The organism is Paraburkholderia sp. BL25I1N1, assembly GCF_003002025.1.
Classification (GTDB): domain Bacteria; phylum Pseudomonadota; class Gammaproteobacteria; order Burkholderiales; family Burkholderiaceae; genus Paraburkholderia.
Map to the genome: position 1 here is coordinate 256,556 of NZ_PVZB01000005.1, position 21,421 is coordinate 277,976.

The 21,421-nt window shown below is 64.1% G+C and carries 20 protein-coding genes; 8 read left to right on the forward strand and 12 right to left on the reverse strand.

What is annotated here, in order from left to right; all coding sequences use genetic code 11:
- Window positions 1–32 precede the first annotated feature (32 nt).
- The 3 genes from B0G73_RS09890 to B0G73_RS09900 form a co-directional block, all read right to left on the reverse strand.
- Window positions 33–1,253 (reverse strand): benzoate/H(+) symporter BenE family transporter, encoded by a 1,221-nt coding sequence (locus tag B0G73_RS09890; RefSeq protein ID WP_106280212.1) that lies wholly within the window; start codon window positions 1,251–1,253, stop codon window positions 33–35.
- 51 nt (window positions 1,254–1,304) lie between these two features.
- Window positions 1,305–2,480, reverse strand: coding sequence for a VWA domain-containing protein (locus B0G73_RS09895; protein ID WP_106280213.1), 1,176 nt, complete (start codon window positions 2,478–2,480; stop codon window positions 1,305–1,307).
- A 107-nt stretch (window positions 2,481–2,587) separates the two neighbouring features.
- Window positions 2,588–3,430, reverse strand: a complete 843-nt coding sequence (locus B0G73_RS09900; RefSeq protein WP_012432267.1) for a MoxR family ATPase — start codon at window positions 3,428–3,430, stop codon at window positions 2,588–2,590.
- Between the two features lie 480 nt (window positions 3,431–3,910).
- Here B0G73_RS09900 and B0G73_RS09905 point away from each other — a divergent pair, with 480 nt between their 5' ends.
- Both B0G73_RS09905 and B0G73_RS09910 read left to right on the forward strand, forming a co-directional pair.
- Entirely contained in the window at window positions 3,911–4,279 is a 369-nt protein-coding gene (locus B0G73_RS09905; protein ID WP_106280215.1) for a c-type cytochrome, read from the forward strand.
- 59 nt (window positions 4,280–4,338) lie between these two features.
- A complete protein-coding gene (locus tag B0G73_RS09910; protein ID WP_106280217.1) occupies window positions 4,339–4,722 on the forward strand; it encodes a c-type cytochrome in 384 nt (127 codons plus the stop codon).
- A gap of 137 nt (window positions 4,723–4,859) precedes the next feature.
- On the opposite strand, the gene B0G73_RS09915 is transcribed toward B0G73_RS09910, so the two are convergent.
- The 3 genes from B0G73_RS09915 to rsxB form a co-directional block, all read right to left on the reverse strand.
- A complete protein-coding gene (locus B0G73_RS09915) occupies window positions 4,860–5,294 on the reverse strand; it encodes a DUF1841 family protein (RefSeq protein WP_012432270.1) in 435 nt (144 codons plus the stop codon).
- A gap of 151 nt (window positions 5,295–5,445) precedes the next feature.
- Window positions 5,446–6,090 (reverse strand): endonuclease III, encoded by a 645-nt coding sequence (gene nth / locus B0G73_RS09920; protein WP_106280219.1) that lies wholly within the window; start codon window positions 6,088–6,090, stop codon window positions 5,446–5,448.
- Window positions 6,091–6,109: 19 nt separating this feature from the next.
- Window positions 6,110–6,943, reverse strand: coding sequence for an electron transport complex subunit RsxB (gene rsxB / locus B0G73_RS09925; protein WP_106280451.1), 834 nt, complete (start codon window positions 6,941–6,943; stop codon window positions 6,110–6,112).
- A 242-nt stretch (window positions 6,944–7,185) separates the two neighbouring features.
- Here rsxB and B0G73_RS09930 point away from each other — a divergent pair, with 242 nt between their 5' ends.
- Complete coding sequence (locus tag B0G73_RS09930; RefSeq protein WP_012432273.1) at window positions 7,186–7,818, forward strand: TetR/AcrR family transcriptional regulator; 633 nt, start codon at window positions 7,186–7,188, stop codon at window positions 7,816–7,818.
- 88 nt (window positions 7,819–7,906) lie between these two features.
- Here B0G73_RS09930 and B0G73_RS09935 read toward each other — a convergent pair whose 3' ends face one another.
- Complete coding sequence (locus B0G73_RS09935) at window positions 7,907–9,184, reverse strand: polyhydroxyalkanoate depolymerase (protein ID WP_106280221.1); 1,278 nt, start codon at window positions 9,182–9,184, stop codon at window positions 7,907–7,909.
- A gap of 180 nt (window positions 9,185–9,364) precedes the next feature.
- Window positions 9,365–11,245: a glycoside hydrolase family 15 protein gene (locus tag B0G73_RS09940; protein WP_106280223.1), complete on the reverse strand. Its 1,881-nt coding sequence runs from the start codon at window positions 11,243–11,245 to the stop codon at window positions 9,365–9,367.
- Window positions 11,246–11,486: 241 nt separating this feature from the next.
- Here B0G73_RS09940 and B0G73_RS09945 point away from each other — a divergent pair, with 241 nt between their 5' ends.
- Window positions 11,487–11,732, forward strand: a complete 246-nt coding sequence (locus B0G73_RS09945) for a hypothetical protein (RefSeq protein ID WP_106280225.1) — start codon at window positions 11,487–11,489, stop codon at window positions 11,730–11,732.
- A gap of 252 nt (window positions 11,733–11,984) precedes the next feature.
- Here the strand turns inward: B0G73_RS09945 and B0G73_RS09950 are convergent, their stop codons facing one another.
- Both B0G73_RS09950 and B0G73_RS40455 read right to left on the reverse strand, forming a co-directional pair.
- Window positions 11,985–12,137, reverse strand: a complete 153-nt coding sequence (locus B0G73_RS09950) for a DUF3096 domain-containing protein (protein ID WP_007175701.1) — start codon at window positions 12,135–12,137, stop codon at window positions 11,985–11,987.
- Between the two features lie 57 nt (window positions 12,138–12,194).
- Entirely contained in the window at window positions 12,195–12,419 is a 225-nt protein-coding gene (locus B0G73_RS40455; protein ID WP_181196528.1) for a hypothetical protein, read from the reverse strand.
- Between B0G73_RS40455 and B0G73_RS09955 the strand changes: the two genes are divergently transcribed.
- Complete coding sequence (locus B0G73_RS09955) at window positions 12,369–13,664, forward strand: lactonase family protein (RefSeq protein ID WP_106280226.1); 1,296 nt, start codon at window positions 12,369–12,371, stop codon at window positions 13,662–13,664. The genes B0G73_RS40455 and B0G73_RS09955 overlap by 51 nt on opposite strands.
- A gap of 207 nt (window positions 13,665–13,871) precedes the next feature.
- On the opposite strand, the gene B0G73_RS09960 is transcribed toward B0G73_RS09955, so the two are convergent.
- Together B0G73_RS09960 and B0G73_RS09965 are read right to left on the reverse strand one after the other, a co-directional pair.
- Window positions 13,872–18,203, reverse strand: coding sequence for a DNA translocase FtsK (locus tag B0G73_RS09960; RefSeq protein WP_106280228.1), 4,332 nt, complete (start codon window positions 18,201–18,203; stop codon window positions 13,872–13,874).
- A 261-nt stretch (window positions 18,204–18,464) separates the two neighbouring features.
- The gene (locus B0G73_RS09965) at window positions 18,465–19,004 is read right to left on the reverse strand and encodes an META domain-containing protein (RefSeq protein WP_106280230.1); all 540 of its coding nucleotides are present in this window, start codon (window positions 19,002–19,004) and stop codon (window positions 18,465–18,467) included.
- Window positions 19,005–19,257: 253 nt separating this feature from the next.
- Between B0G73_RS09965 and purT the strand changes: the two genes are divergently transcribed.
- The 3 genes from purT to B0G73_RS09980 all read left to right on the forward strand — a co-directional run bounded on the left by purT (window position 19,258) and on the right by B0G73_RS09980 (window position 21,282).
- Entirely contained in the window at window positions 19,258–20,472 is a 1,215-nt protein-coding gene (gene purT, locus B0G73_RS09970) for a formate-dependent phosphoribosylglycinamide formyltransferase (protein WP_106280232.1), read from the forward strand.
- Between the two features lie 137 nt (window positions 20,473–20,609).
- Window positions 20,610–20,822: a DUF6726 family protein gene (locus B0G73_RS09975; RefSeq protein WP_106280234.1), complete on the forward strand. Its 213-nt coding sequence runs from the start codon at window positions 20,610–20,612 to the stop codon at window positions 20,820–20,822.
- A gap of 91 nt (window positions 20,823–20,913) precedes the next feature.
- Window positions 20,914–21,282 (forward strand): MliC family protein, encoded by a 369-nt coding sequence (locus B0G73_RS09980; protein WP_106280236.1) that lies wholly within the window; start codon window positions 20,914–20,916, stop codon window positions 21,280–21,282.
- Window positions 21,283–21,421 lie beyond the last annotated feature (139 nt).

The window sequence follows — 21,421 nt, forward strand, 5'->3', positions numbered from 1 at the left end:
TCACCAAGCCGCCGCCTCGCGCCGCAGGCGCATCAAGCCCGCCGCGCATTCAACACGACTTGCGTCAGCACACCCGCCACCAGGCCCCAGAACGCCGAACCGATGGACAGCAAAGTCAGCCCCGACGCCGTCACCATGAACGTGACCAGCGCCGCCTCGCGCTGCTTCAGGTCTTGCATCGCGTTGGCGAGCCCGCTCGTGATCGAGCCGAACAACGCCAGCGCCGCGACGGACACCACCAGCGCCTTTGGCAAGGCCGCAAAAAGCGCGGCGATGGTCGCGCCGAAAACCCCGGCGATCAGGTAGAAAATGCCGCACCATACCGCCGCCATATAGCGCTTGTTGCGGTTTTCGTGCGCTTCGGGGCCGGTGCAGATGGCCGCCGTGATCGCCGCAAGATTGATGCCGTGCGAACCAAACGGCGCGAGCAGCAACGAGGCGATGCCGGTGGTCGAAACCAGCGGCGCCGAGGGCGTGGTGTAGCCGTCCGCGCGCAACACGGCGATGCCCGGCACGTTCTGCGACGCCATCGCCACGACGAACAGCGGAATTCCGATGCTGACGCCGGCCGCTACCGAAAACGCCGGCATCGTGAACACCGGATGCGCCAGCGCGACGTGAAAGCGGCTGAAGTCGAGCAGCCCAAGTCCGCCGGCAGCCACGGTGCCGACGATCAGCGTCGTGACGATCGCGTAGCGCGGCGCGAGCCGTTTGACGATCAGATAGGTGAAGAACATCGTCAGCACGAGCGCGGTCTGGAATTGCGCGGCGCGGAAAATCTCGATGCCGATCTCGAACAGGATGCCCGCCAGCAAAGCCGAGGCGATGCCCGCCGGAATCTTCTTCATCAGCGTGTCGAACCAGCCGGTCAGGCCGACCAGCGTAAGCAGCAGCGCGCAGACGATAAACGCGCCGATCGCCTCCGCATACGGCACGTGCGGCAGCGACGACACCAGCAGCGCCGCGCCGGGCGTCGACCAGGCGATCACGATCGGCGCGCGAAAGCGCAGCGACAGCCCGATCGTGCAGACCGCCATGCCGATCGACAAGGCCCAGATCCACGACGAAATCTGCGCGTCGGATAGATGCGCGGCCTGGCCGGCCTGGAACATCAGCACGAGCGAACTGGTGTAGCCGGTCATCATCGCGACAAAACCGGCCACGATGGCGGACAGCGACGTGTCGGCGAAAGGATTGAGGCGCCCGGGCGGCGCGGCGGCCGGGGACAGATGGGGCGTGCTAGACGGACTCATGCAGATGCTTTCTTATCGAAGATGGTAAGGCGAGGGTAGAACGCGACCCGGCTATTTGCTCAGCATGCGCATGGCGGCCTCGAGGCCGGCGAGCGTGAGCGGGTACATGCGATGGCCGAGCACTTCGCGGATCGCGCTGACCGACTGCCGGTACGCCCACAAGCCTTCCGGTTCGGGATTGAGCCACGCGTGATGCGGGAAATGATCGGCGAGCCGGCGCAGCCACACCGCGCCGGCTTCGGCGTTGTTGTACTCCACCGAGCCGCCCGGCTGCAGGACTTCGTACGGGCTCATGGTCGCGTCGCCGACGAAAATCAGCTTGTAGTCCGAGGTGAATTTGTGCAGCACGTCCCACGTCGGCATGCGCTCGGCGTGACGGCGGCGGTTGTTTTTCCACAGAAAGTCGTACACGCAGTTGTGGAAATAATAGAACTCCAGGTGCTTGAACTCGGCTTTGGCGGCGGAGAACAGCTCCTCGGTGCGCTTGATGTGATCGTCCATCGAGCCGCCCACGTCGAGCAGCATCAGCACTTTCACCTTGTTGTGCCGCTCGGGCACCATCTTCAGATCGAGCCAGCCGGCGTTCGCGGCCGTGCTGCGGATCGTGTCGGGCAGATCGAGTTCTTCGGCGGCGCCTTCGCGAGCGAAACGGCGCAGGCGCCGCAGCGCGATCTTGATGTTGCGCGTGCCGATTTCGACCTGGTCGTCGTAATCGCGATAGGCGCGCGCTTCCCAGACCTTGACGGCGGTGCGGTTGCCCGCCGCGTCGCCGCCGATGCGCACGCCCTCCGGGTTGTAGCCGCCATTGCCGAACGGCGACGTGCCGCCCGTGCCGATCCACTTGCTGCCGCCTTCGTGACGCTCCTTCTGCTCGTCAAACAGTTCCTTCAGGCGCTCCATGAGCTTGTCGAGGCCGCCCATTGCCTCGATCTGCGCTTTTTCTTCCGGCGACAGGTCGCGTTGCAGCTTCTTTTTCAGCCAGTCGAGCGGGATGTCGAAGGCGAGCTCCGAAGCTTGCGCGACGCCTTTGAAATACGCGCCGAACGCCTGGTCGAACTTGTCGAAGTACTGCTCGTCCTTGACCAGCGTGATGCGCGCGAGATAGTAGAACTCGTCGAGCGACGGCGCGATCACGTTGGCCTTGAGCGCCTCGAGCAGCGTCAGGTATTCCTTCACCGACACCGGCAGTTTGGCGGCGCGCAGCGAGTAGAAGAAGTCGATCAGCATGCTGGGTCCTCTGCGGCGGCGGGTGGTCGGGGCGGCGCGCTTTTCAGTGGCGGCCTCGCGACCATCCGGCTCCTGGTCACGATCATCGGCGCTCGTTGAACGCTCGATCAACGGTTATTGCGGTTCATGAAGATCAGCCGCTCGAACAGGCTCACGTCCTGCTCGTTTTTCAGCAGCGCGCCATGCAGCGGCGGAATGATCTGCTTCTGGTCGGACGAGCGCAGCGCTTCCGGCGGAATGTCTTCGGCGAGCAGCAGCTTGAGCCAGTCGAGAAGTTCCGAGGTGGACGGCTTCTTCTTCAATCCTGCGACGTTGCGCAATTCGAAAAAGCTCTGCATGGCGGCCGCGAGCAGTTCCTTCTTGATGCCGGGGTAGTGCACCTCGACGATCTGCTGCATGGTGACCGGATCGGGGAACTTGATGTAGTGGAAGAAGCAGCGGCGCAGGAACGCGTCCGGCAGCTCCTTCTCGTTGTTCGACGTGATGATCACGAGCGGGCGCTGTTTCGCGCGGATCAGCTCGTGCGTCTCGTACACGTAGAACTCCATGCGATCGAGTTCACGCAGCAAATCGTTCGGAAATTCGATGTCGGCTTTGTCGATCTCGTCGATCAGCAGCACGGTTTGCTCGTCCGACTCGAACGCCTGCCACAGCACGCCCTTGACGATGTAGTTGCGGATATCCTTGACGCGCTCGTCGCCGAGTTGCGAATCGCGCAGGCGCGACACCGCGTCGTACTCGTACAGACCCTGCTGCGCCTTGGTGGTGGACTTGATGTGCCATTGCAGCAGCGGCATGCCGAGCGCGGCGGCGACTTCTTCGGCGAGCATGGTTTTGCCCGTGCCGGGCTCGCCCTTGATCAGCAGGGGGCGCTTAAGCGTCATCGCGGCGTTGACCGCGAGCTTGAGGTCGTCGGTGGCGACGTACTGCGATGAGCCTTCGAAACGCATGGCGGGCTGCTCTTTTCGGGAAAAAACCCAGTATAAGTCAGAAGACCTGTTGGCCTGAAACCGCCTCGCGTAAGGTGTCATCCGCAGTGCCGTGGCGTGAAGCGAGTGCGCACGCGGCGTCCGCGAGCGGGCCGAATGCTCGTCCGGCGCGCCCGGTGGGCGGGCGAGCCGGGCGAGAGCCGGCTGGGCGGGCGTCGGTTGCCGTGCTGGCCGCGGTATCGAACCGGTGCGCACCGGCGCAAGCAGCCCAGATGCGACGGTGGCCGCCATGCCCCGCGGATTGGCTGCGGCGAAGCAAAGCGGCGCTAGCCGTGGCTTTGCGGCGGTCGGACGCGCCGCGGCCCCGCGCGGTGGACGTTCGGCGCGGCGTCGCGGTACAATTAGCCCGATTTTTTTGGCCTGCGTGGCTACCCTATAAGAATAACGGCGCGGGCCGTTGCCTTCTGGTCGCCCGTTTCCCCTCAAGCCAGGTTACATGCTATGAATAAATTCGTTGGCAAAAACGTCGTGATCGCAGCGCTGTCGGTGCTCGCGGGCTATACGGCCAGTGCGCAGGCAGCGGATGTCGTCGGCAACGCGAAGGCGGGCCAAGGCAAGGTCGCGATGTGTATTGGCTGCCACGGCATCCCTGAATACCGCACGGCTTACCCTGAGGTCTACCGCGTGCCAATGCTCGGCGGGCAGAACCAGGCGTACCTCGAGAACGCCCTGCATGGCTACAAGAAGGGCGACCGCCATTTCGAAACAATGCGCGCCATTACCGCGTCGCTGTCGGATCAGGACATCGCCGACATCGCGGCCTACTACGCAGCGCAAAATTCCTCTTCGAAGAGCAATCCCGACAAGTGACCGGCTGCGGCTCGTCCATCCAGTCACTCGGCTAATAAATTCGCGGGATAGGAGAATTCATGAATAAGCCCCAACAGGCACTCCACACGGTGTTCAAGGCTGCATGCGCGTCGGCGGCAGTGATCGGTCTGGTTGCAGCGAACCTCGCGCACGCGGCCGACGCAGGCAACGGCAAGGTGCTGTCCGACAGCCACAACTGCGCGGCGTGCCACGGCGTCAACCTGAACAAGCCGGTGAGCCCGGAATATCCGAAGCTCGCAGGTCAGCATTCCGACTATGTGTACTTTGCGCTGCGTCAGTATCAGATGGGCAACGGCAACCCGCATTTCGGTCGCAACAACCCGATCATGCAGGCGCAAGTGCAAAGCCTGTCGCAAAGCGATATGAAAGACATCGCGGCTTATGTCGAATCGCTGAACGGCGATCTGGTGCAGAAGAAGTAAACGCGTCGCATCATCTTCGCGCTGCTTTCGGATTGAACGACACCCCGCTTCGGCGGGGTGTTGTGCTTTTGGAGCCGCGGTCTTTGCCCGCTCGCCCCCGCTCGCCCCCGCTCGCCCTTGCACGCGCGACGCCGGCCTCAATCGCGCGTGGCGCGCCGCTCGATGCGTTGCAGATACGCGTCCGTGTCCGGCGGCGTGCCGGTGCGCTGCGCTTCCCAGATGGTTTCGCCGAGGCAGTCCATGATCGCGTGCTGCGCTTCGTGGGTCGAGCCGAGGCGTGCGGCGAGCCGTTCATGCGCCGCGCGAATACCGGGCGGCTGGTCGATCGAGAGCTGTTCGGTGATCGCCAGATGCATCGACAGATGCAGAAACGGGTTGGTCTGGCCGCGTTCGGGCGAGTAGTCCTGTGCCTGGGCGGCGTCGCCGTCGGTCAGGTCGGCGTGGTATTCGGGGTGTTCGACGATCCAGTCGGCGGCAATGGCCTCCAGCGGCGTCAGAATTTCGCCTTTGCGCTGCTTGCGCCAGGTGTCGGTGAAGAAGAGACGGACTTCGTCGCGGCTGGGATTGAACATCGTGAGACCGTGCGTTGAGTGGGCGTGGGACGTGAGCCTGTGAAGCGTCAGTTCGTGAAGCGGACGAGCCGACGAGGCAGGGCGTCATTTTACGCCGGGGCGGCGCGGGCTGCTGGCGGCGCTCCGGCGCTGCGCGAGGCGCCGGTTGCGCTTACAGATCCGGCGGCGGCGTTTTCGGCCGGAACTCGCACAGCGGCTCGATCACGCAATGCCAGCATTCAGGCCGGCGCGCCTTGCACACATAACGGCCGTGCAGGATCAGCCAGTGGTGCGCGTCCTGTTTGAACTCGGCGGGCGTGAATTTCTCCAGCGCCACTTCGACCGCGCGAACGTCCTTGCCGGGCGCGAGGCCGGTTCGATTCGCAACCCGAAAGATGTGCGTGTCGACCGCAATGGTCGGATGACCGAACGCGGTGTTCAGAATCACATTGGCCGTTTTCCGGCCGACGCCCGGCAGACTTTCCAGCGCTTCGCGATCCTCGGGCACTTCGCCGCCGTACTGGTCGAGCAGAATGCGGCACGTCGCGATGACGTTCTTCGCCTTGGTGCGATAGAGGCCGATAGTCTTGATGTAGGCGGTCACGCCTTCCTCGCCCAGATCGAAAACTTTCTGCGGCGTGTTCGCGACCGGGAACATCTTGCGCATGGCCTTGTTGACCGACACGTCGGTGGCCTGCGCCGACAGCAACACGGCGATCAGCAGTTCGAACGGAGTGGTGTACTCGAGTTCGGTTGTCGGATGAGGATTGAGACTCTGAAGCGTCTCGTAGATGGCGCGGCGTTTGTTCGCGTTCATGCTGGGCGTGACAGTGCGGTTAGCGCTTGTCGGACGGCGTACCGGTGTCGTCCGCGGCGAGGCCGAGACGGCGGCGGCGCGCTTCGGCGGCGTCGATCTGCGCCTGCACGTCCGCGCTCACGCGCTCGGTGTTGAGTGGGCCCTGGCCTTTGGCGGCCAGTTCCTCTTTCTTCTTGCGAGCACGTTCGAGCGCGGCCTGGATAATCGCGCGTTTCTTTGCATCGGCGTCGTCCGCGGCGGGCGCAGCCGATGGCGTCGCCTCGCTGGCCGCAGTTGTTTCGGTAACCTGAGCAGTGAGAGTGCTGCCTGCTCGCCGCGCTGCAGCACGTGCTTCGGCAGCCTCGCGCTCGCGTGCGAGACGCGCTTCGCGCCGGTCGTGGCGCGCGCGCGCGGCGTCGGCCTGCGCCTGGCTCCATGCATTCCAACCGGTCGCTTCACCCGTGACCGGCGGCAAGGCGATGCAGTCGACGGGGCAGGGCGGCACGCACAGATCGCAGCCGGTGCAAAGCTCGACGATCACCGTATGCATCTGTTTCGGTGCGCCAACTATTGCATCGACTGGACAGGCCTGCATGCACAACGTGCAACCGATGCAAACTTGCTCGTCGATAACCGCCAACGGGCGCGGCCTTTCGACGCCATTGGCGGAATTGAGCGGAATCACCGGCTTGCCGAGCAACGCGGCAAGCCGCGCGATGCCTTCGGCGCCGCCCGGCGGGCACTGGTTGTAATTGGCCTCGCCGCTTGCAACGGCTTCGGCATAGGGACGGCATGCGGGGTAACCGCACTTGGTGCATTGCGTCTGGGGGAGCAGATCTTCGATGCGGTCTGCGAGGGTTCTGGTATCTGTCACGGTCACGGCGTGGGGCTCTGACTGGTGCTTTGGCTTGCGGCCGCACAGCTTGAACTAAGTAGCACATTATCGCCGATTTCCCCAATTGCCATCCGCAATCCATGTGCCATAATCGAAGCGCTTTTTCGAAAGACCGCAGAAGGGTATTCCCCCAACCAGCCCGTTCAGTGCTGTCGGTGCAGGGCCCGAGGAGAGGCCGGCGGCGCGATCCGGATAACGCGGCTCACGAAGACGATGCCACCATGAATCAGCCGAAAATCAAAAGAGATCCTGAAGGCACACGGCGCCGCATTCTGCTTGCGGCGGCCGAAGAGTTTGCAAATGGTGGGCTATTCGGCGCGCGCGTCGATCAGATCGCTCGCCGCGCGGAAACGAATGAGCGCATGCTCTATTACTACTTCGGTAGCAAGGAGCAACTGTTTACCGCGGTACTCGAGCACGCGTTCAGCGCGCTCAACGAAGCGGAGCGCACGCTCGAACTCAATGGCATTGCCCCGGTCGAGGCCATCACGCGTCTCGCGCATTTTGTTTGGGATTACTACCGCGATCATCCCGAGTTGCTGCGTCTCATCAATAACGAGAATCTGCACGAAGCACGCTATATGCAGAAGTCCACGCGCATCCGCGAAATGATCTCACCGATCGTCGCCACGCTCGGCGGCATTCTCGAACGCGGTCAACGCGCGGGGCTGTTTCGCACCAATGTCGATCCGCTGCGCTTCTATGTCACGCTGTCCGGCATGGGCTATTACATCGTGTCGAACCGCTTCACGCTCGAAGCCACGCTCGGCCGCGATTTCAGCAGCGCGAGCGAGCGCAGTGAAGTGATTCAGATGAACACCGAGTTGCTGCTCGCCTATCTGTTGCGAAAATAACCTCGCGCCGCGCCCCGAGGCTTCGGGATCCTCATAAACGACAACGGCCTCCGAAGAGGCCGTTGTTTATCGACTATGCGTGCGACGCTCAGGCTTCGACTTTTTCCTTCGCAACCTTCGGCGCCTTGTTGTGCTCGAGGATGAAGTCGCGCAACTGCGGATAGATGATGGTGCGCCAGCGGCGCCCTGAGAAAATGCCGTAGTGCCCGCACTTTTCCGCGGTGAAGTGACGCTTGTTCGCTTCCGGAATGCCCGTGCACAGATCGTGTGCGGCATAGGTCTGGCCGTCGCCGGAAATATCGTCGAGCTCGCCTTCGATCGTGAAGAGCGCGGTCTTCGTGATGTCCTGCGGTTTCACCCGTTCGCCGGAGACGTCCCACGTGCCTTCGGCAAGGCTGAATTCCTGGAAGACCACGCGGATCGTGTCGAGGTAATAGTCAGCGTCCATGTCGAGCACGGCGTTGTACTCGTCGTAGAAGCGGCGGTGCGCTTCCGCGTCGTCTTCGTCGCCGCGCAGCAGGCTCTGGTAGTAATCCCAGTGTGATGCCGCGTGGCGTTCCGGATTCATGGCCACAAAACCGGTGTGCTGCAAAAAGCCCGGGTAAACCTTACGGCCCACGCCCGGATAATTCGGCGGCACCGTGAAGATCACGTTGTTCTCGAACCACTCGTACGAGTGCTGTGTGGCGAGCGAGTTGACCGAGGTCGGGCTTTTGCGGGCGTCGATCGGGCCGCCCATCATCGTCATGGTGCGCGGCGTGTCTTCACCGCGGCTCGCCAGCAGCGAGATGGCGGCGAGCACCGGCACGGTCGGCTGACACACCGAGATCACGTGCAGATTCTTCGCGCCGATGTGACGGATGAATTCCTGAATGTAGGCGACGTAGTCGTCCAGACCAAACTCGCCGGCTTCGAGCGGCACCATGCGTGCGTCGATCCAGTCGGTCAGGTAGACCTTGTGATCCTGCAGCAGCGTTTTAACGGTGTCGCGCAGCAGCGTGGCGTGGTGTCCTGACAACGGTGCGCAGACCAGCACGACCGGCTCATCTTTCAATTGGGTAACAGCGTCGCTGTCGTCCGCGAAACGCTTGAAGCGCATCAGGCGGCAAAACGGCTTCTCGATGATCGTCTGTTCGATGATCGGGATGTTATGGCCGTCTTTGACAATCTGATGAAGATTGAACTCAGGCTTTTCGTAATCTTTACCAAGCCGGTAGAGCAGTTCGTAACCGGCTGAGAGGCGCGTGGCGCCAGGCACGTAGGCCAAAGGGCTGGCGGGATTCGCAAAGGATTTCGACGCGGCCTGAGCCCAGGCGGTGAGAGGGCTCAACATCGCCCGTTGGAATTCGTGCAGTTGGTAGAGCATGGGTGCTCCGTTTTAAGCGGTTCGCATGGGGCTTCGCAAACACGCCTGTGGCGTTGCAGCGGGCCAAATTGTTTGTAGGCACATTGTTTTTCGGCCGACAGTCTCGTCGATCATATCGAACAAAGCGTACTTGTGCAATGCAGCATTTTGCGCGCACACGGCACGCAAACTGTCATTAAATCATGCTACTGGCGATGTTGCCGCGCCGCTATCCGGGGTTGCAGCAGCATCAAGTTCCGTGTCTCCGGTGCCGTTATGCGAGGGGTGCCCGGTCGCCTGCGCCATGGCCTGTTCATGTTTCATCAGGTTCAGGCCGGTGTGGACCAGCGCCACGTGCGAAAACGCCTGCGGAAAATTGCCGACAAGACGCTTCGCAGCCGGGTCGTATTCCTCCGCGAGCAAACCGACATCGTTGCAGAGCGCGAGCAGCCGTTCGTACATCGCGATCGCTTCGTCGATACGGCCTTGCAGCGCCAGGTTGTCCACCATCCAGAACGAACACGCTAGAAACGTGCCTTCTCCCGGCGGCAGGCCGTCGTCGTATTCGGTCGTGCGATAGCGCATCACGAAGCCGTCGTGCATCAGGTCGCGTTCGATCGCCGCCACGGTGCCTTTTACGCGCGGATCGTTCGGCGGCAAGAAGGCGACTAGCGGCATCAGCAGCACGCTCGCATCGAGCTGGTCGGTGCCATAGCACTGCGAGAACGCGTTGAGCGCGGGATTCCAGGCCTTCTCGCAGACTTCCGCATGAATTTTCGCGCGGGTGGCGCGCCATTCGTCGAGCGGCCCGTCGAGCTTGAACATTTCCGCCGACTTGATGGCGCGGTCGTAGGCGACCCACGCCATGACCTTCGAGAAGGTGAAATGCTGCCGGCCGCCGCGCGTTTCCCAGATGCCTTCGTCGGGTTCCTGCCAGATCGTGTCGAGGTGCTTCAGCAGCGCGCGCTGCACGTTCCATGCGGTGTCGTCCGCCTGCAGGCCGCCGACGCGCGCCAGATGCAGCGCATTCATCACTTCGCCATAGACGTCGAGCTGGCGCTGGCCGACCGCGTTATTGCCGATCCGCACCGGTTTCGCGTCCTGATAGCCCGGCAGCCAGTCGATTTCGAATTCGGGCAGGCGCCGCTCGCCGGCGATGCCGTACATGATCTGCAACTGGTCCGGCGCACCGGCCATCACGCGGCCGAGCCAGCTGCGCCATGCGCGTGCTTCGTCGTAGTAGCCGCCGCGCATCATCGCGAGCAGCGTGATGGTGGCGTCGCGCAGCCAGCAGTAGCGGTAGTCCCAGTTGCGCGTGCCGCCGAGCTGCTCGGGCAGCGAAGTAGTGGGCGCGGCGACGATGCCGCCGGTCGGCTCGTAAGCGAGCGCCTTCAGCGTGATCAGCGAGCGGCGGATCGGTTCGGCCCAGCGTCCTTCGACCGTGCTGCGCGCCGACCATTCGAGCCAGTGATTCTCGGTGCGCGCCAGCGAGGTGTGCGCATCGCGCGCCGGCGGAATGCGCAGATGCGAGGCCGCATAAGCCAGCGAGAACGGCACCCGTTCGCCTTCGCTGACGGTGAATTCGGCAACCGTCTTCATGTCTTCGCCGCGCAAGTCGACCGGCGTGCGCAACACGGCGGTATCCGGTCCGACGATCGCCTTGATGCCGCTGTCGTGCTTCAGGCGGTCAACCCACGGAATCGAGAAGCCGTAATCGAAGCGCAGCACCAGCTCCATTTTCATGGGCACCCTGCCGCGTCTGCCGACCACGAGCCGGACCATTTCCGACCAGCCGTTACCCGGCGGCATGAAATCGATCAGCGTGACGGCGCCCTCGGGCGTCTCGAAGTCGGTTTCGAGGATCAGCGTCTCGCCGCGATAGCGACGTGTGATGGTCGGCGGCGTGTCCGAGACCGGCGAGATCAGCCAGCGGCCGTTTTCGGGCGTGCCGAGCAGGGCGGCGAAACAGGCGCCGGAATCGAAGCGCGGCCAGCAGAGCCAGTCGACGGATCCCTCGCGGGAAACGAGCGCGGCCGTATGGCCGTCGCCGATGAGCGCATAGTCTTCGATAAGTGCGGGCATGGGAGCGAGTCAGTAGTGCGCGCGGCGAGTCGCGCCCGCGCGAGATGTCGTTGAAGTGTCGTTGCCTTTACCCGACTGGCTGGATGCGTTTTGGTTCATCACGCAACGCAGCAAAACGCGGGTTGGTAATTGTCAAATCAATGCCTACAATCAGATTTCATACCGACGCCCCGGAGCTTTCCGGATTATGACCCAGCCCCGCCCATGGCGCATACAGACGCCGTTTCCGAGGACTAAAGCTATGCTGAACCCGTCGAAATCTGATTGCATCACGATTCTCTCGGCCGCCAGCGAACTTGCCGACGATTCGATGCTGCCACTCGATCATGGCCGCCTGGGCCTGACCCGCAACGGCTTGATGACCGCCGCCGCCTTTCTGGTCGAACGGGCCTGCTTCCGCCGTTATCAAGCAGGCGACGGCCATTATGCCGTCGGCGCGCTGTCGCTGCAGGGACGCCTGCGTCTCGACCAGCTTTCGAACGGTTGACTGACGGCGCTTTATGCACACCGGACGGTGACGTCAGCGCACTGACCGCAGACTCACCATGCATCGGCCGAACGAACCGTGCTTCGCCATGCCGTCCGGGTTCATCGCTTGCACCGAGCTTCACGGCCAGTCGGCGCGTGAAGCTTTCGCACATCTCATGTCCTGCCTCGATACGGGGCGCAGCCGGGCCGGCGCTGCGCCCGGTCGCGCGTTGCATGCTTGCGTAACCCTTGCGTAAGCGCTTGCCGCCGCTCAGAAGTGCGACGACCCCACGCCGAAGATCCCAATGATGCCGATGATGATCAGATAGAGCGCGACGATGTAGTTCAACAGGCGCGGCATGACGAGAATCAGAATACCGGCGATCAACGAAACCAGCGGGCCCAGGCTGAGTGTGACGTTCATGAAGACTCCGTAGTGTGAGACGCGATTAAAAAAACGCCCCGTCAGGCGGGACAATTGCTACTCATGCTGCCGATTGCCGTCGGACCGGATGCCGGTCGGCGGATTCGCTGCATGATCCGACACAACGCTTTTATACTTCTTTCGATAAGAACAACGCTCGACGATTGCGCGGCAGACCAGCGACACCATGACAACCGATTCAACCAAATAACCGCTGTCCGAGGAGGTCATATGCTTCGTCGTCACCGAGCCGCCGCGATGCGTGCCGTTGCGGATTTCCACTTGCCTTCTGCTGCTGATCCCACTTCACGGCGCGTAACGCATGCTCCACTGCGCTCCGCCCGCTCGATAATAAAAGGTTTCGTGCTCATGGTCTCGATTGTTGCTTCGCATGCGTTTGCGCAAGATTCCGGCCCGGCTCCCGCCGACGGCGTCTATGACATGCTGGTCGGCACCTATACCGGCCCAAAGAGCGAAGGCCTGTACGTCTATCGCTTCGACACGAAGACGGGTGAAGCGACACGCGTCTCGGTCGCGCAGACGGTCAATCCGTCCTACCTCGTGGTGAGCCGCGACCGCCGCTTCGTCTACGCGGTCAACGAAATGCCCGGCGACAACGGTCCGGCCACGCAACGCGGCGGCATTAGCGCGTTTCGTTTCGACGCCGCGAGCGGCCAGCTGACCTTTCTTAACAAGGTTTCCTCGGACGGCAACGATCCGTGCTATCTGAGCCTTTCGCCGGACGGCAAGTATTTGCTGACCGCGAACTATTCGGTGGCTGCGGATCCCGGCGGCAGCTTCGCTGTGTTCCCGTTGCAGGCCGACGGCCAGGTCGGCGCATCGGTGCTCACCGTGCACCACGAAGGCGGCGGTCCGGTGAAGGGACGTCAGGACAACTCGCACGTTCACTCCACGGTGTTCTCGCCGGACGGCCACTATCTGTTCGCGCAGGATCTCGGCGCGGACAAGCTGTACTCGTATCGCTACACGCCTGACGGCAGCCGCGGCCTGTTCGGCCCGACCGACTGGCGCTACAACCAGGAAAAAGCCGGCTCGGGTCCGCGCCATCTGGTATTCGGCGCCGACGGCAAACACGCATATCTGACGAGCGAAATGGCCGCCACGGTCAGCACGTTCAATTACAACGAGGGCAAGCTCACGCAGGTGCAAACGCTGCCGCTGACCGAACCCGGCTTCAAGGGCGCGGTGGGCGCGGCGGCGATTCATCTGTCGCCGGACGGGCGGTTTCTGTATGCCACCAATCGCGGCGACGCGAACGACATCGTGATCTTTTCGGTCGATCCCACCAACGGGCACCTGAAGAAGATCGGTCATCAATCGAGCATGGGCAAGTCGCCGCGTGAATTCGCGATCGACCCGACCGGCAACTGGCTGATCGTCGGCAATCAGAACAGCGATACCGTGTATGTGTTCAAGCGCGACCAGCAGAGCGGTTTGCTCGAAGCGAATCCGAAGCATTTCGAACTCGGCGCGCCGGTCGACTTCAAGCTGGTCTCGCCGTCGTGACACGAGATGCCGACGACGCGGTGAAAGACGAGGCGGGTGATATCGACGCGCCGCGCGCGCGATGAAAAAACGGGCCGCTTTTGTGAAGCGGCCCGATTCCTTTTTTGTGGTCGATTTCGCGGCGAGGTTGTTTGCGCTTGCGTCTTGCGGCCCTCGGTAGCGCCGGTGATCAGCTGCAATCAGCGGCGTTCACCGGCCAGTCGCCACTTATTCCGCCGGCCCCGGCGCCAGCACTTCGCGGCTGCCGTTGATGCCCATCGCCGACACGAGGCCCGCGGTTTCCATCTGCTCGACGAGCCGCGCCGCGCGGTTATAACCGATGCGCAACTGCCGCTGCACCGACGAGATCGACGCGCGCCGCGTGCGCACCACGAAGGCGACCGCTTCGTCGTAAAGCGGATCGGCTTCCGCATCAGGCGATTCGCCGAACAGGTCTTGCGCCGCGCCGCCGTCGGTGGCCGGGCCGTCGAGAATACCTTCCTCGTACTGCGGCTCGCCGAACTGCTTCAGATATTCGACGATCCGATGCACTTCCTCGTCAGCGACGAAAGCGCCGTGCACGCGCTGCGGATAGCCGGTGCCGGGCGGCAGGAACAGCATGTCGCCCTGGCCGAGCAGCGACTCGGCGCCCATCTGATCGAGAATCGTGCGCGAGTCGATTTTTGACGACACCTGGAAGGCCACCCGCGTCGGAATGTTCGCCTTGATGAGGCCGGTGATCACATCCACCGAAGGACGCTGCGTCGCCAGAATCAAATGGATGCCGGCGGCGCGCGCCTTCTGCGCGAGGCGCGCGATCAGTTCTTCGATCTTCTTGCCGGCCACCATCATCAGATCGGCGAGCTCGTCGATCACGACCACGATCAGCGGCAATGGCGCGAGCGGTTCGGGCGCTTCCGGCGTCAGCGAGAACGGGTTGCCGAGCTTCTTGCCCTTGGCCTCGATATCGCGGATTTTCTGGTTGAAGCCGGCCAGGTTGCGCACACCAACCGCGGACATGAGCCGGTAGCGCTTTTCCATTTCGCCGACACACCAGTTGAGCGCATTGGCCGCCAGCTTCATGTCGGTGACCACGGGCGCGAGCAGATGCGGAATGCCTTCGTAGACAGACAACTCCAGCATCTTCGGGTCGATCATGATCAGGCGCACTTCTTCCGGCGTCGCTTTGTAGAGCAGCGAGCAGATCATCGCGTTGATCGCCACTGACTTGCCGGAACCGGTCGTGCCGGCGACCAGCATGTGCGGCGCCTTCGCCAGATCGGCGACGACCGGATGGCCGGTGATGTCCTTGCCCATGGCGAGCGTCAACTGCGAATGCGAGTTCTGATAGACGCTGGCTTCGAGGATTTCAGAGAGGCGGATCGTCTGGCGCCGGGCGTTCGGCAATTCGAGGCCCATGCAGGTCTTGCCGGGAATCGTCTCGACCACGCGGATGGACGTGAGCCCGAGGCCGCGTGACAGATCCTTCATCAAGCCGACGATCTGACTGCCGCGCACGCCGAGCGCCGGCTCGACTTCGAAGCGCGTGATGACCGGGCCGGCCGATGCGCCGACGACCGTGACCGGCACCTTGAATTCCTGCAGACGCTGTTCGATCAGCAGGCCGGTTTCGATGAGTTTTTCTTCGGAGACCGGTTCGACGTCGATGTCCGCGGGCGCGAGCAGATCGAGCGTGGGCAATTCGACCATCGATGCCGCGGGCGCGCGGAACTCGAAGCCGTTGGCGGGGCTGTGGCCGCGCAGGGGAGGGCGTGGTTGGACGGCGGGTTCGGTGGGCTCCGTGGCCTCGGTTGCTTCGGTTGCCTCTACGGATGGGGCCGCGGTTGTGAATGGCGCCGCGAGCGATGCCGATGCTGCCGGCGCTTGCGGCGGGATAGCGGCGTCGTTGGTACGTTCTTCAACGGCGAAAGATTCGTCATCAGCGAGATCAGATGCCACGGGCGCCGTCTGAACGACGAAGCCCGGAAAGCGAACCACGTTCGATGCTTGCGGCGCGAGGCTCTGCGGCGACACCGCGATGGGCAGGTTCGACGCATGCGCGTTAGCCGACGAGCCCGAAGTCTGTGGCGCGATGCTTTGCGGCGCCGCTGTGGTGCTCATGTTCGCCGCGTGTGCGGCGGTCGGTGTCTCCGAGACGTGCGGCATGACATTCTGCGGCGGCGTTGCGGCGGTTATGTTCGCCGCGTGCCCAACGGTTGCCGAGTCCGATGCTTCAGGTACGCCTGACAGGGCAGGGGCGTGCGCCGTTTCGGTTTCGACGAGCGTGGCGGACTCGACTGCGCGCGCCATGTTCAGCGATGGCATGGCGTTATGCGTCAGGCCGGCTCCGCTCGATACGCCGACGCGGCTGACACCCGGCACGCTCGATGACGAAGCCGTGTGTTGCGCCAGTACCGCGTCGAGTTCGGCTTCCCAAGGCGCGAGAGTTTTTTCGATTACGACTTCAGCGGCCGACGCAGGCGCGGCGGGCTGCGGTTCGACGAACGGTGCCGCCTCTTTCACCTGTTCGGCAATTGCTGGCGCAGCGAACTGCCCGGCGACGCGCGGTGCGATGACTTCTGAATGGTCCGCAGGCTGGCTGAGCGTCTGTGCGGTTTCAACGCTCGGGCTCGTGTGATGGTCGGCGTGTGTTGTCGATACAGTCGGATCGTCTTCGAACGGCGCTTCATCTTCGTGCGCGTCCCTTGCTTGCAACTGCGCAGCGAAAACCTGGAACGGCGTCGGTGTAGCGGCCGGCGGCACATACTGCGGTGCAGGTGCAGGTGCAGGTGCAGGTGCAGGTGCAGCAATTGGCGCGCGCTCAACCTCTGGCGCAGTTATTGGCGCAGACGCAGACGTCGGCGCTGGCGTAGCAACCAGCCCGTGCTCAACCACTGGCGCCACCGTCAACGGCGGTCGAATAATCGGCGGCTCGATTGGCCACTGCACGACGGGCTCGTGGCTCACTTCGGGCGGCACCTCGATCACTGCTTCCATGCGCGGCGAGTCGGGCGGCGCCTCTGACGCGTGATCGGCCGGCGCGCTGTCCGCAGCTTCAAACGAAGGGCGATGCGCATCCGACGTCAAAACCGCTTCCGCCGCATCCGTCCGTGGCACATCGACAATCGACTGCTCAGGCTCGAACGACGGCGCCGCATTCGGCGCATCCGTCACTTTCGCATTTTCCGAGCCGGTGCTGCGCGCGAGGCTCACGCCCGCAATATCGGTCCAGCGCGCGGCATTTTCCGCGATGCTGCGAAGGGTCTCCTGGACGCTGGCAGGTGGCGTGACTTTCTGCGTCACCGGCATTGGACGCGTGTAGCTCGGTGCCGGACGGCTCGCTGCTCGCGTCGGCGTGACGTCGGTCGAACGAGGGGCGGGCGAGAAAGCTTGCCGCGGCGCGGACGTGCGGTTGACGGAAGCCGCCGAGGCCGCCGTGTCATGGGCCATCGTCGAAGGACGGCCCGCGCCGGCCGCCGCATTTCCAACTGAACCTGCGGCGGAATGAGAGCCCACGCTGCCCGACACGGCCCGCGCTGTCGCTGACGCGTGCATGGCTGCCTGAGTTACCTTGGCCGCAGCACCCGCAGCACCCGCAGCACCCGCAGCACCCGCAGCAAAAGCGCCCCCGGCTACCGATCCCACGTGCCGTTGCTCGCCGGCCGAACGACGTCCAACCTGCGACGCGCCAACGCGAGCGGAAACTCCAGACACCCCCGACCCTGCTGCCGCACCCGAGACCGATCCCGCCACCGATCCTGCTCCCGGCGCAGCCGCCCGCGACCCCGACTCGCGCAACCAGCCGGCCGGCGCAACCGGCTCAGCCGGCATCCAGGCAGCCTTGTCCGCTTTGAGTGGTTGCGTTTGCATCGGCCCATGTCGCGGCGGTGTGGCCGCAGCGCCGGTGCGCAGCACCGGCTCGGCCTGCGTCGCCTGGCTGCGCGGCGCGGCCGCGCCTGTGCGCCAACTCGTTGCACCGCTACGGGCCGCCGCATCCTTGCCCGCCACGCTCGCCGCCGCGCCAGCCGCAGCCGCGTCGCGTCCACGCGCCGGCGGACGCCAGACCGTCGGGCGCGCGTAACGACCATTGGTTTTAGGCGCCATCGTATTGGTGGCCGGCGAAACATGCGACGGCAATCCGTCATCGACGCTGCGATGACGGCGCGCTTCCTCGTCGCGTTTCGCGAGACTGCGTGACAGGCCGAGGCCGAACGCGCCGTCGGCCCAGGCAGCGAAATCGCGCCAGCGGAAGTCGATCAGCCACGGCAGGCTGATGAAAAGCAGCGCGAGCGCCGCGAGGGGCGTGCCGATATGCCCGAGCAGATGGCCGAAGCCCGTGGCCAGCGCATGGCCGAAGCCGTTCACGCCGGCCACGCCGATCAGCGATGCCTCGAGTGTGCAGCTCGCCACCAGCACGCAGACGAAGCCCAGCCACAGCCGGATCGTGCCGGGGCCGCGCAGACCCGCGCCGCCCGGCAGAACCGACTTCACGAGACGCCACAAAAGAGGAATGAACCAGACGGCTGACCCGCCGAACCAGCCGAAAACTACCGTGTGCATACTAGACATCAACGAATGACGGACGCGCAAAAACGCAATCCGACGAGTTTAACCGGCGAAGCCCGATGCTTCGAAGGCAGACGCAAGTATGCTGGCGTCCAATTGAAAAACAGACCGGCGCGCGGCGTGCCGTCGGTGAAAAACAACGGCTGTCGGGACAGCCTTCACCCGTCATATGGACCGTCCGGCGCGCGGCGCCGCTGTGCAGCCCGCTTCGGTCAGCAGCGCGCCGAGGCGTCGACGGGAGGATCCGCGACGCGTTCATTTCGTGCTGCTGTCGAAGGTCAGCGTGTCGCCGTTGTCGAGCACCAGTTGCATCTGCTGCGGCGCGCGCATCTGCACGCCGGTGCGGTCGATGTGCGTGAGCGCATTGAGATAGGCGCCTTCGATCTGTCCGCCCGGCGTCATGCAGGCCATGCGCGTGCCGCCGAGCGTGCCGAAGCTCAGCTTGCCGTCTTTCAGCGCGTACGAGCCCATGTAACGGTTGCAGCCGGAAAAGCCGCTGGCGTGGCGCTGGCCGGTCGAGGTCGAAAGCGTGAGGGTAATCGGCGCGCCCTGGTCGGCGGACGGAATCGCGCGCGTCGTGCCGTCGGCCTGTTTCCAGGCGCTCAACACCCAACTGGTGTCGTCGAGCAGTTGCGCGGCGGCGGGATTGAATGGATCGGGCGCGGCGGCTTGCTCGTCGGGATGTTTCGGGATCGCACAGGCGCCCAACAGCGCGGCGACGCTCAACGCGGCAATGGCGGTGCGCAGATACGGGGTGAAGCGCGCAATACGTCGCGCGGAGGAGCTTTGGAGCATGGCGTCGTTCCTCTTCAAACTGGCGAAGGCGTAAGGGTAACGCACTAAGCTCGCCGCACGCGAGAGCAACGGCACGCGAAAGCGCTGATTCGGAGCGCCGCGGCGCCCTTGCGCGCCGCCTTCTTGCTACGCCGTTGCCCTGCACGCGTGAAGCATGGTGCGGCCGCCGCGAGCAAGGCGCGGCGAGGGGCCCGCATGTTAACATCGTGCTCTACCCAATCCCACCCTCATCCGACTTTTATCTGGAGACCTCATGCAGATCGGCCAACGGATCGGCACACCCCTTTCTGAATCCGCCACGCGCGTCATGCTGCTCGGCGCCGGCGAGCTCGGCAAGGAAGTGATCATCGCGCTGCAGCGGCTGGGCGTCGAAGTGATCGCCGTCGACCGTTACCCGAATGCGCCGGGTCACCAGGTGGCGCACCGCGCGCACGTGATCGACATGACCGACCGCGCCGCATTGCGCGCGCTGGTCGAACAGGAGCGCCCGCACCTGATCGTCCCCGAGATCGAGGCGATCGCGACCGACGCGCTCGCGGCCATTGAAAGCGACGGTCTCGCCGAGGTGATCCCAACCGCGCGCGCCACGCAACTCACCATGAACCGCGAAGGCATCCGCCGTCTCGCCGCTGAGGAACTCGGCTTGCCGACCTCGCCGTACGCCTTCGCCGATTCGCTCGACGAACTGCGCGCGGGCATCGCCCAAGTCGGGTATCCATGTGTGGTGAAGCCGGTCATGTCGTCGTCGGGGAAGGGGCAGTCGGTGCTGCGCAGCGACGCCGACGTCGAACCCGCATGGCAATACGCGCTGGCCGGCGGCCGCGTGAATCACGGCCGCGTGATCGTCGAAGGCTTTATCGACTTCGACTACGAAATCACGCAATTGACCGTGCGCGCCATCGATCCGGCAAGCGGCGAAGTCAGCACGTATTTCTGCGACCCGATCGGCCACGTGCAAGTGGCCGGCGACTACGTCGAATCCTGGCAGCCGCAGCCCATGAGCCCGCTCGCGCTGGAACGTTCGCGCGAGGTCGCGCACAAGGTGACGGCCGCGCTCGGCGGCCGCGGCCTGTTCGGGGTGGAACTTTTCGTGCGCGGCGATGACGTATGGTTTTCGGAAGTGAGTCCGCGTCCGCACGACACGGGTCTCGTCACGCTGTGCTCGCAACGCTTTTCGGAATTCGAATTGCACGCGCGCGCGATTCTCGGTTTGCCGGTCGATACGTCGCTGCGGGCGCCGGGTGCGTCGGCGGTGATTTACGGCGGGCTCGACGAGGCAGGCATTGCCTTCGAAGGCGTCGCCGCGGCATTGGCGGTGCCGAACGCGGACTTGCGTCTGTTCGGCAAGCCGGAGAGTTTCATCAAGCGCCGCATGGGCGTGGCGCTCGCCACCGGCGAGAACACGGACGAAGCCCGTTCGCGCGCGAAGCAGGCCGCGGCGGCGGTGCGGCCGGTGTCGGCAAAGTAAGTCACGGCGCGACGCACGGGCGAATCGCTGTAATGAGGCGATTTGCCATGCGCTGCCCGACCCGCGTGCCCGGCACCATTGCCGCGCGCGCAATCTGAATGATTGGGCTCGTCGGGCTCATCGGAGTATAGGTACGTATGGCGCTGGAAATCCGCAACACCACGCGGCGCGGTTGGACCGGCCGTCTCGGCACACTCGGCGTGCTGCTCGCGCTGTGCGCGGGATTGTCGGGATGCGGCCTCGCGGCGGCGCCGTGCCGGGTCGCCTCGGCAGGCTTGAAGATCGTGCCGCTGGTGGGGCATGTCGCCGCTGCGCCGACCGACGCATGCGCCGACGTGATCGATCCATAACCGATCCGCCGTCGGACGTTTAGCCGCAGCGCGAGGCGCAATGGGCGGCGCGTCACCCGTGTTAGATTGGTAGCAACGATCGAGGCATCTAATGAAGAAATGGCTTGTTGCAGTCGCCACGGCGGCGGGTCTCGCGGCGCTATACAGCGAGGCGTGGGCCGCGCCGTTGCAGTTCTCCGAGATTCAGACCAAAAACCGTCAGACGCACAAATACACCTGCGCGACCGGCAAGATCCTGCAAGTCACATACTGGAACACGGCGAACGGCCAAAGCTTCGCGCTCGTGCCGGTGAAGGGCAAGCAACTGCTGTTCGTCAACACGCTGTCGGCGTCCGGCGCGAAATATCAGGCCGGCAGCTACACGTGGTGGACCAAGGGCCCGCGCGCCGACCTGTATGACGCCATGGCCGGCCAAGACGCGCCGCCCATGCTTTCGGACTGCATCGCCATCAATCGCTGAGTGCGACAAATGGCGGCATTCTCCACCCATGCCGCCGTTTCTTCTTTCCCCCTGCCTTGCAGCGTTGTCCGCCGGCGCACACCGTTTCCATTCGAGTAGTAAGCTGTCCCGCATGGCATTGCCGCCGTGCCGCCGCGTC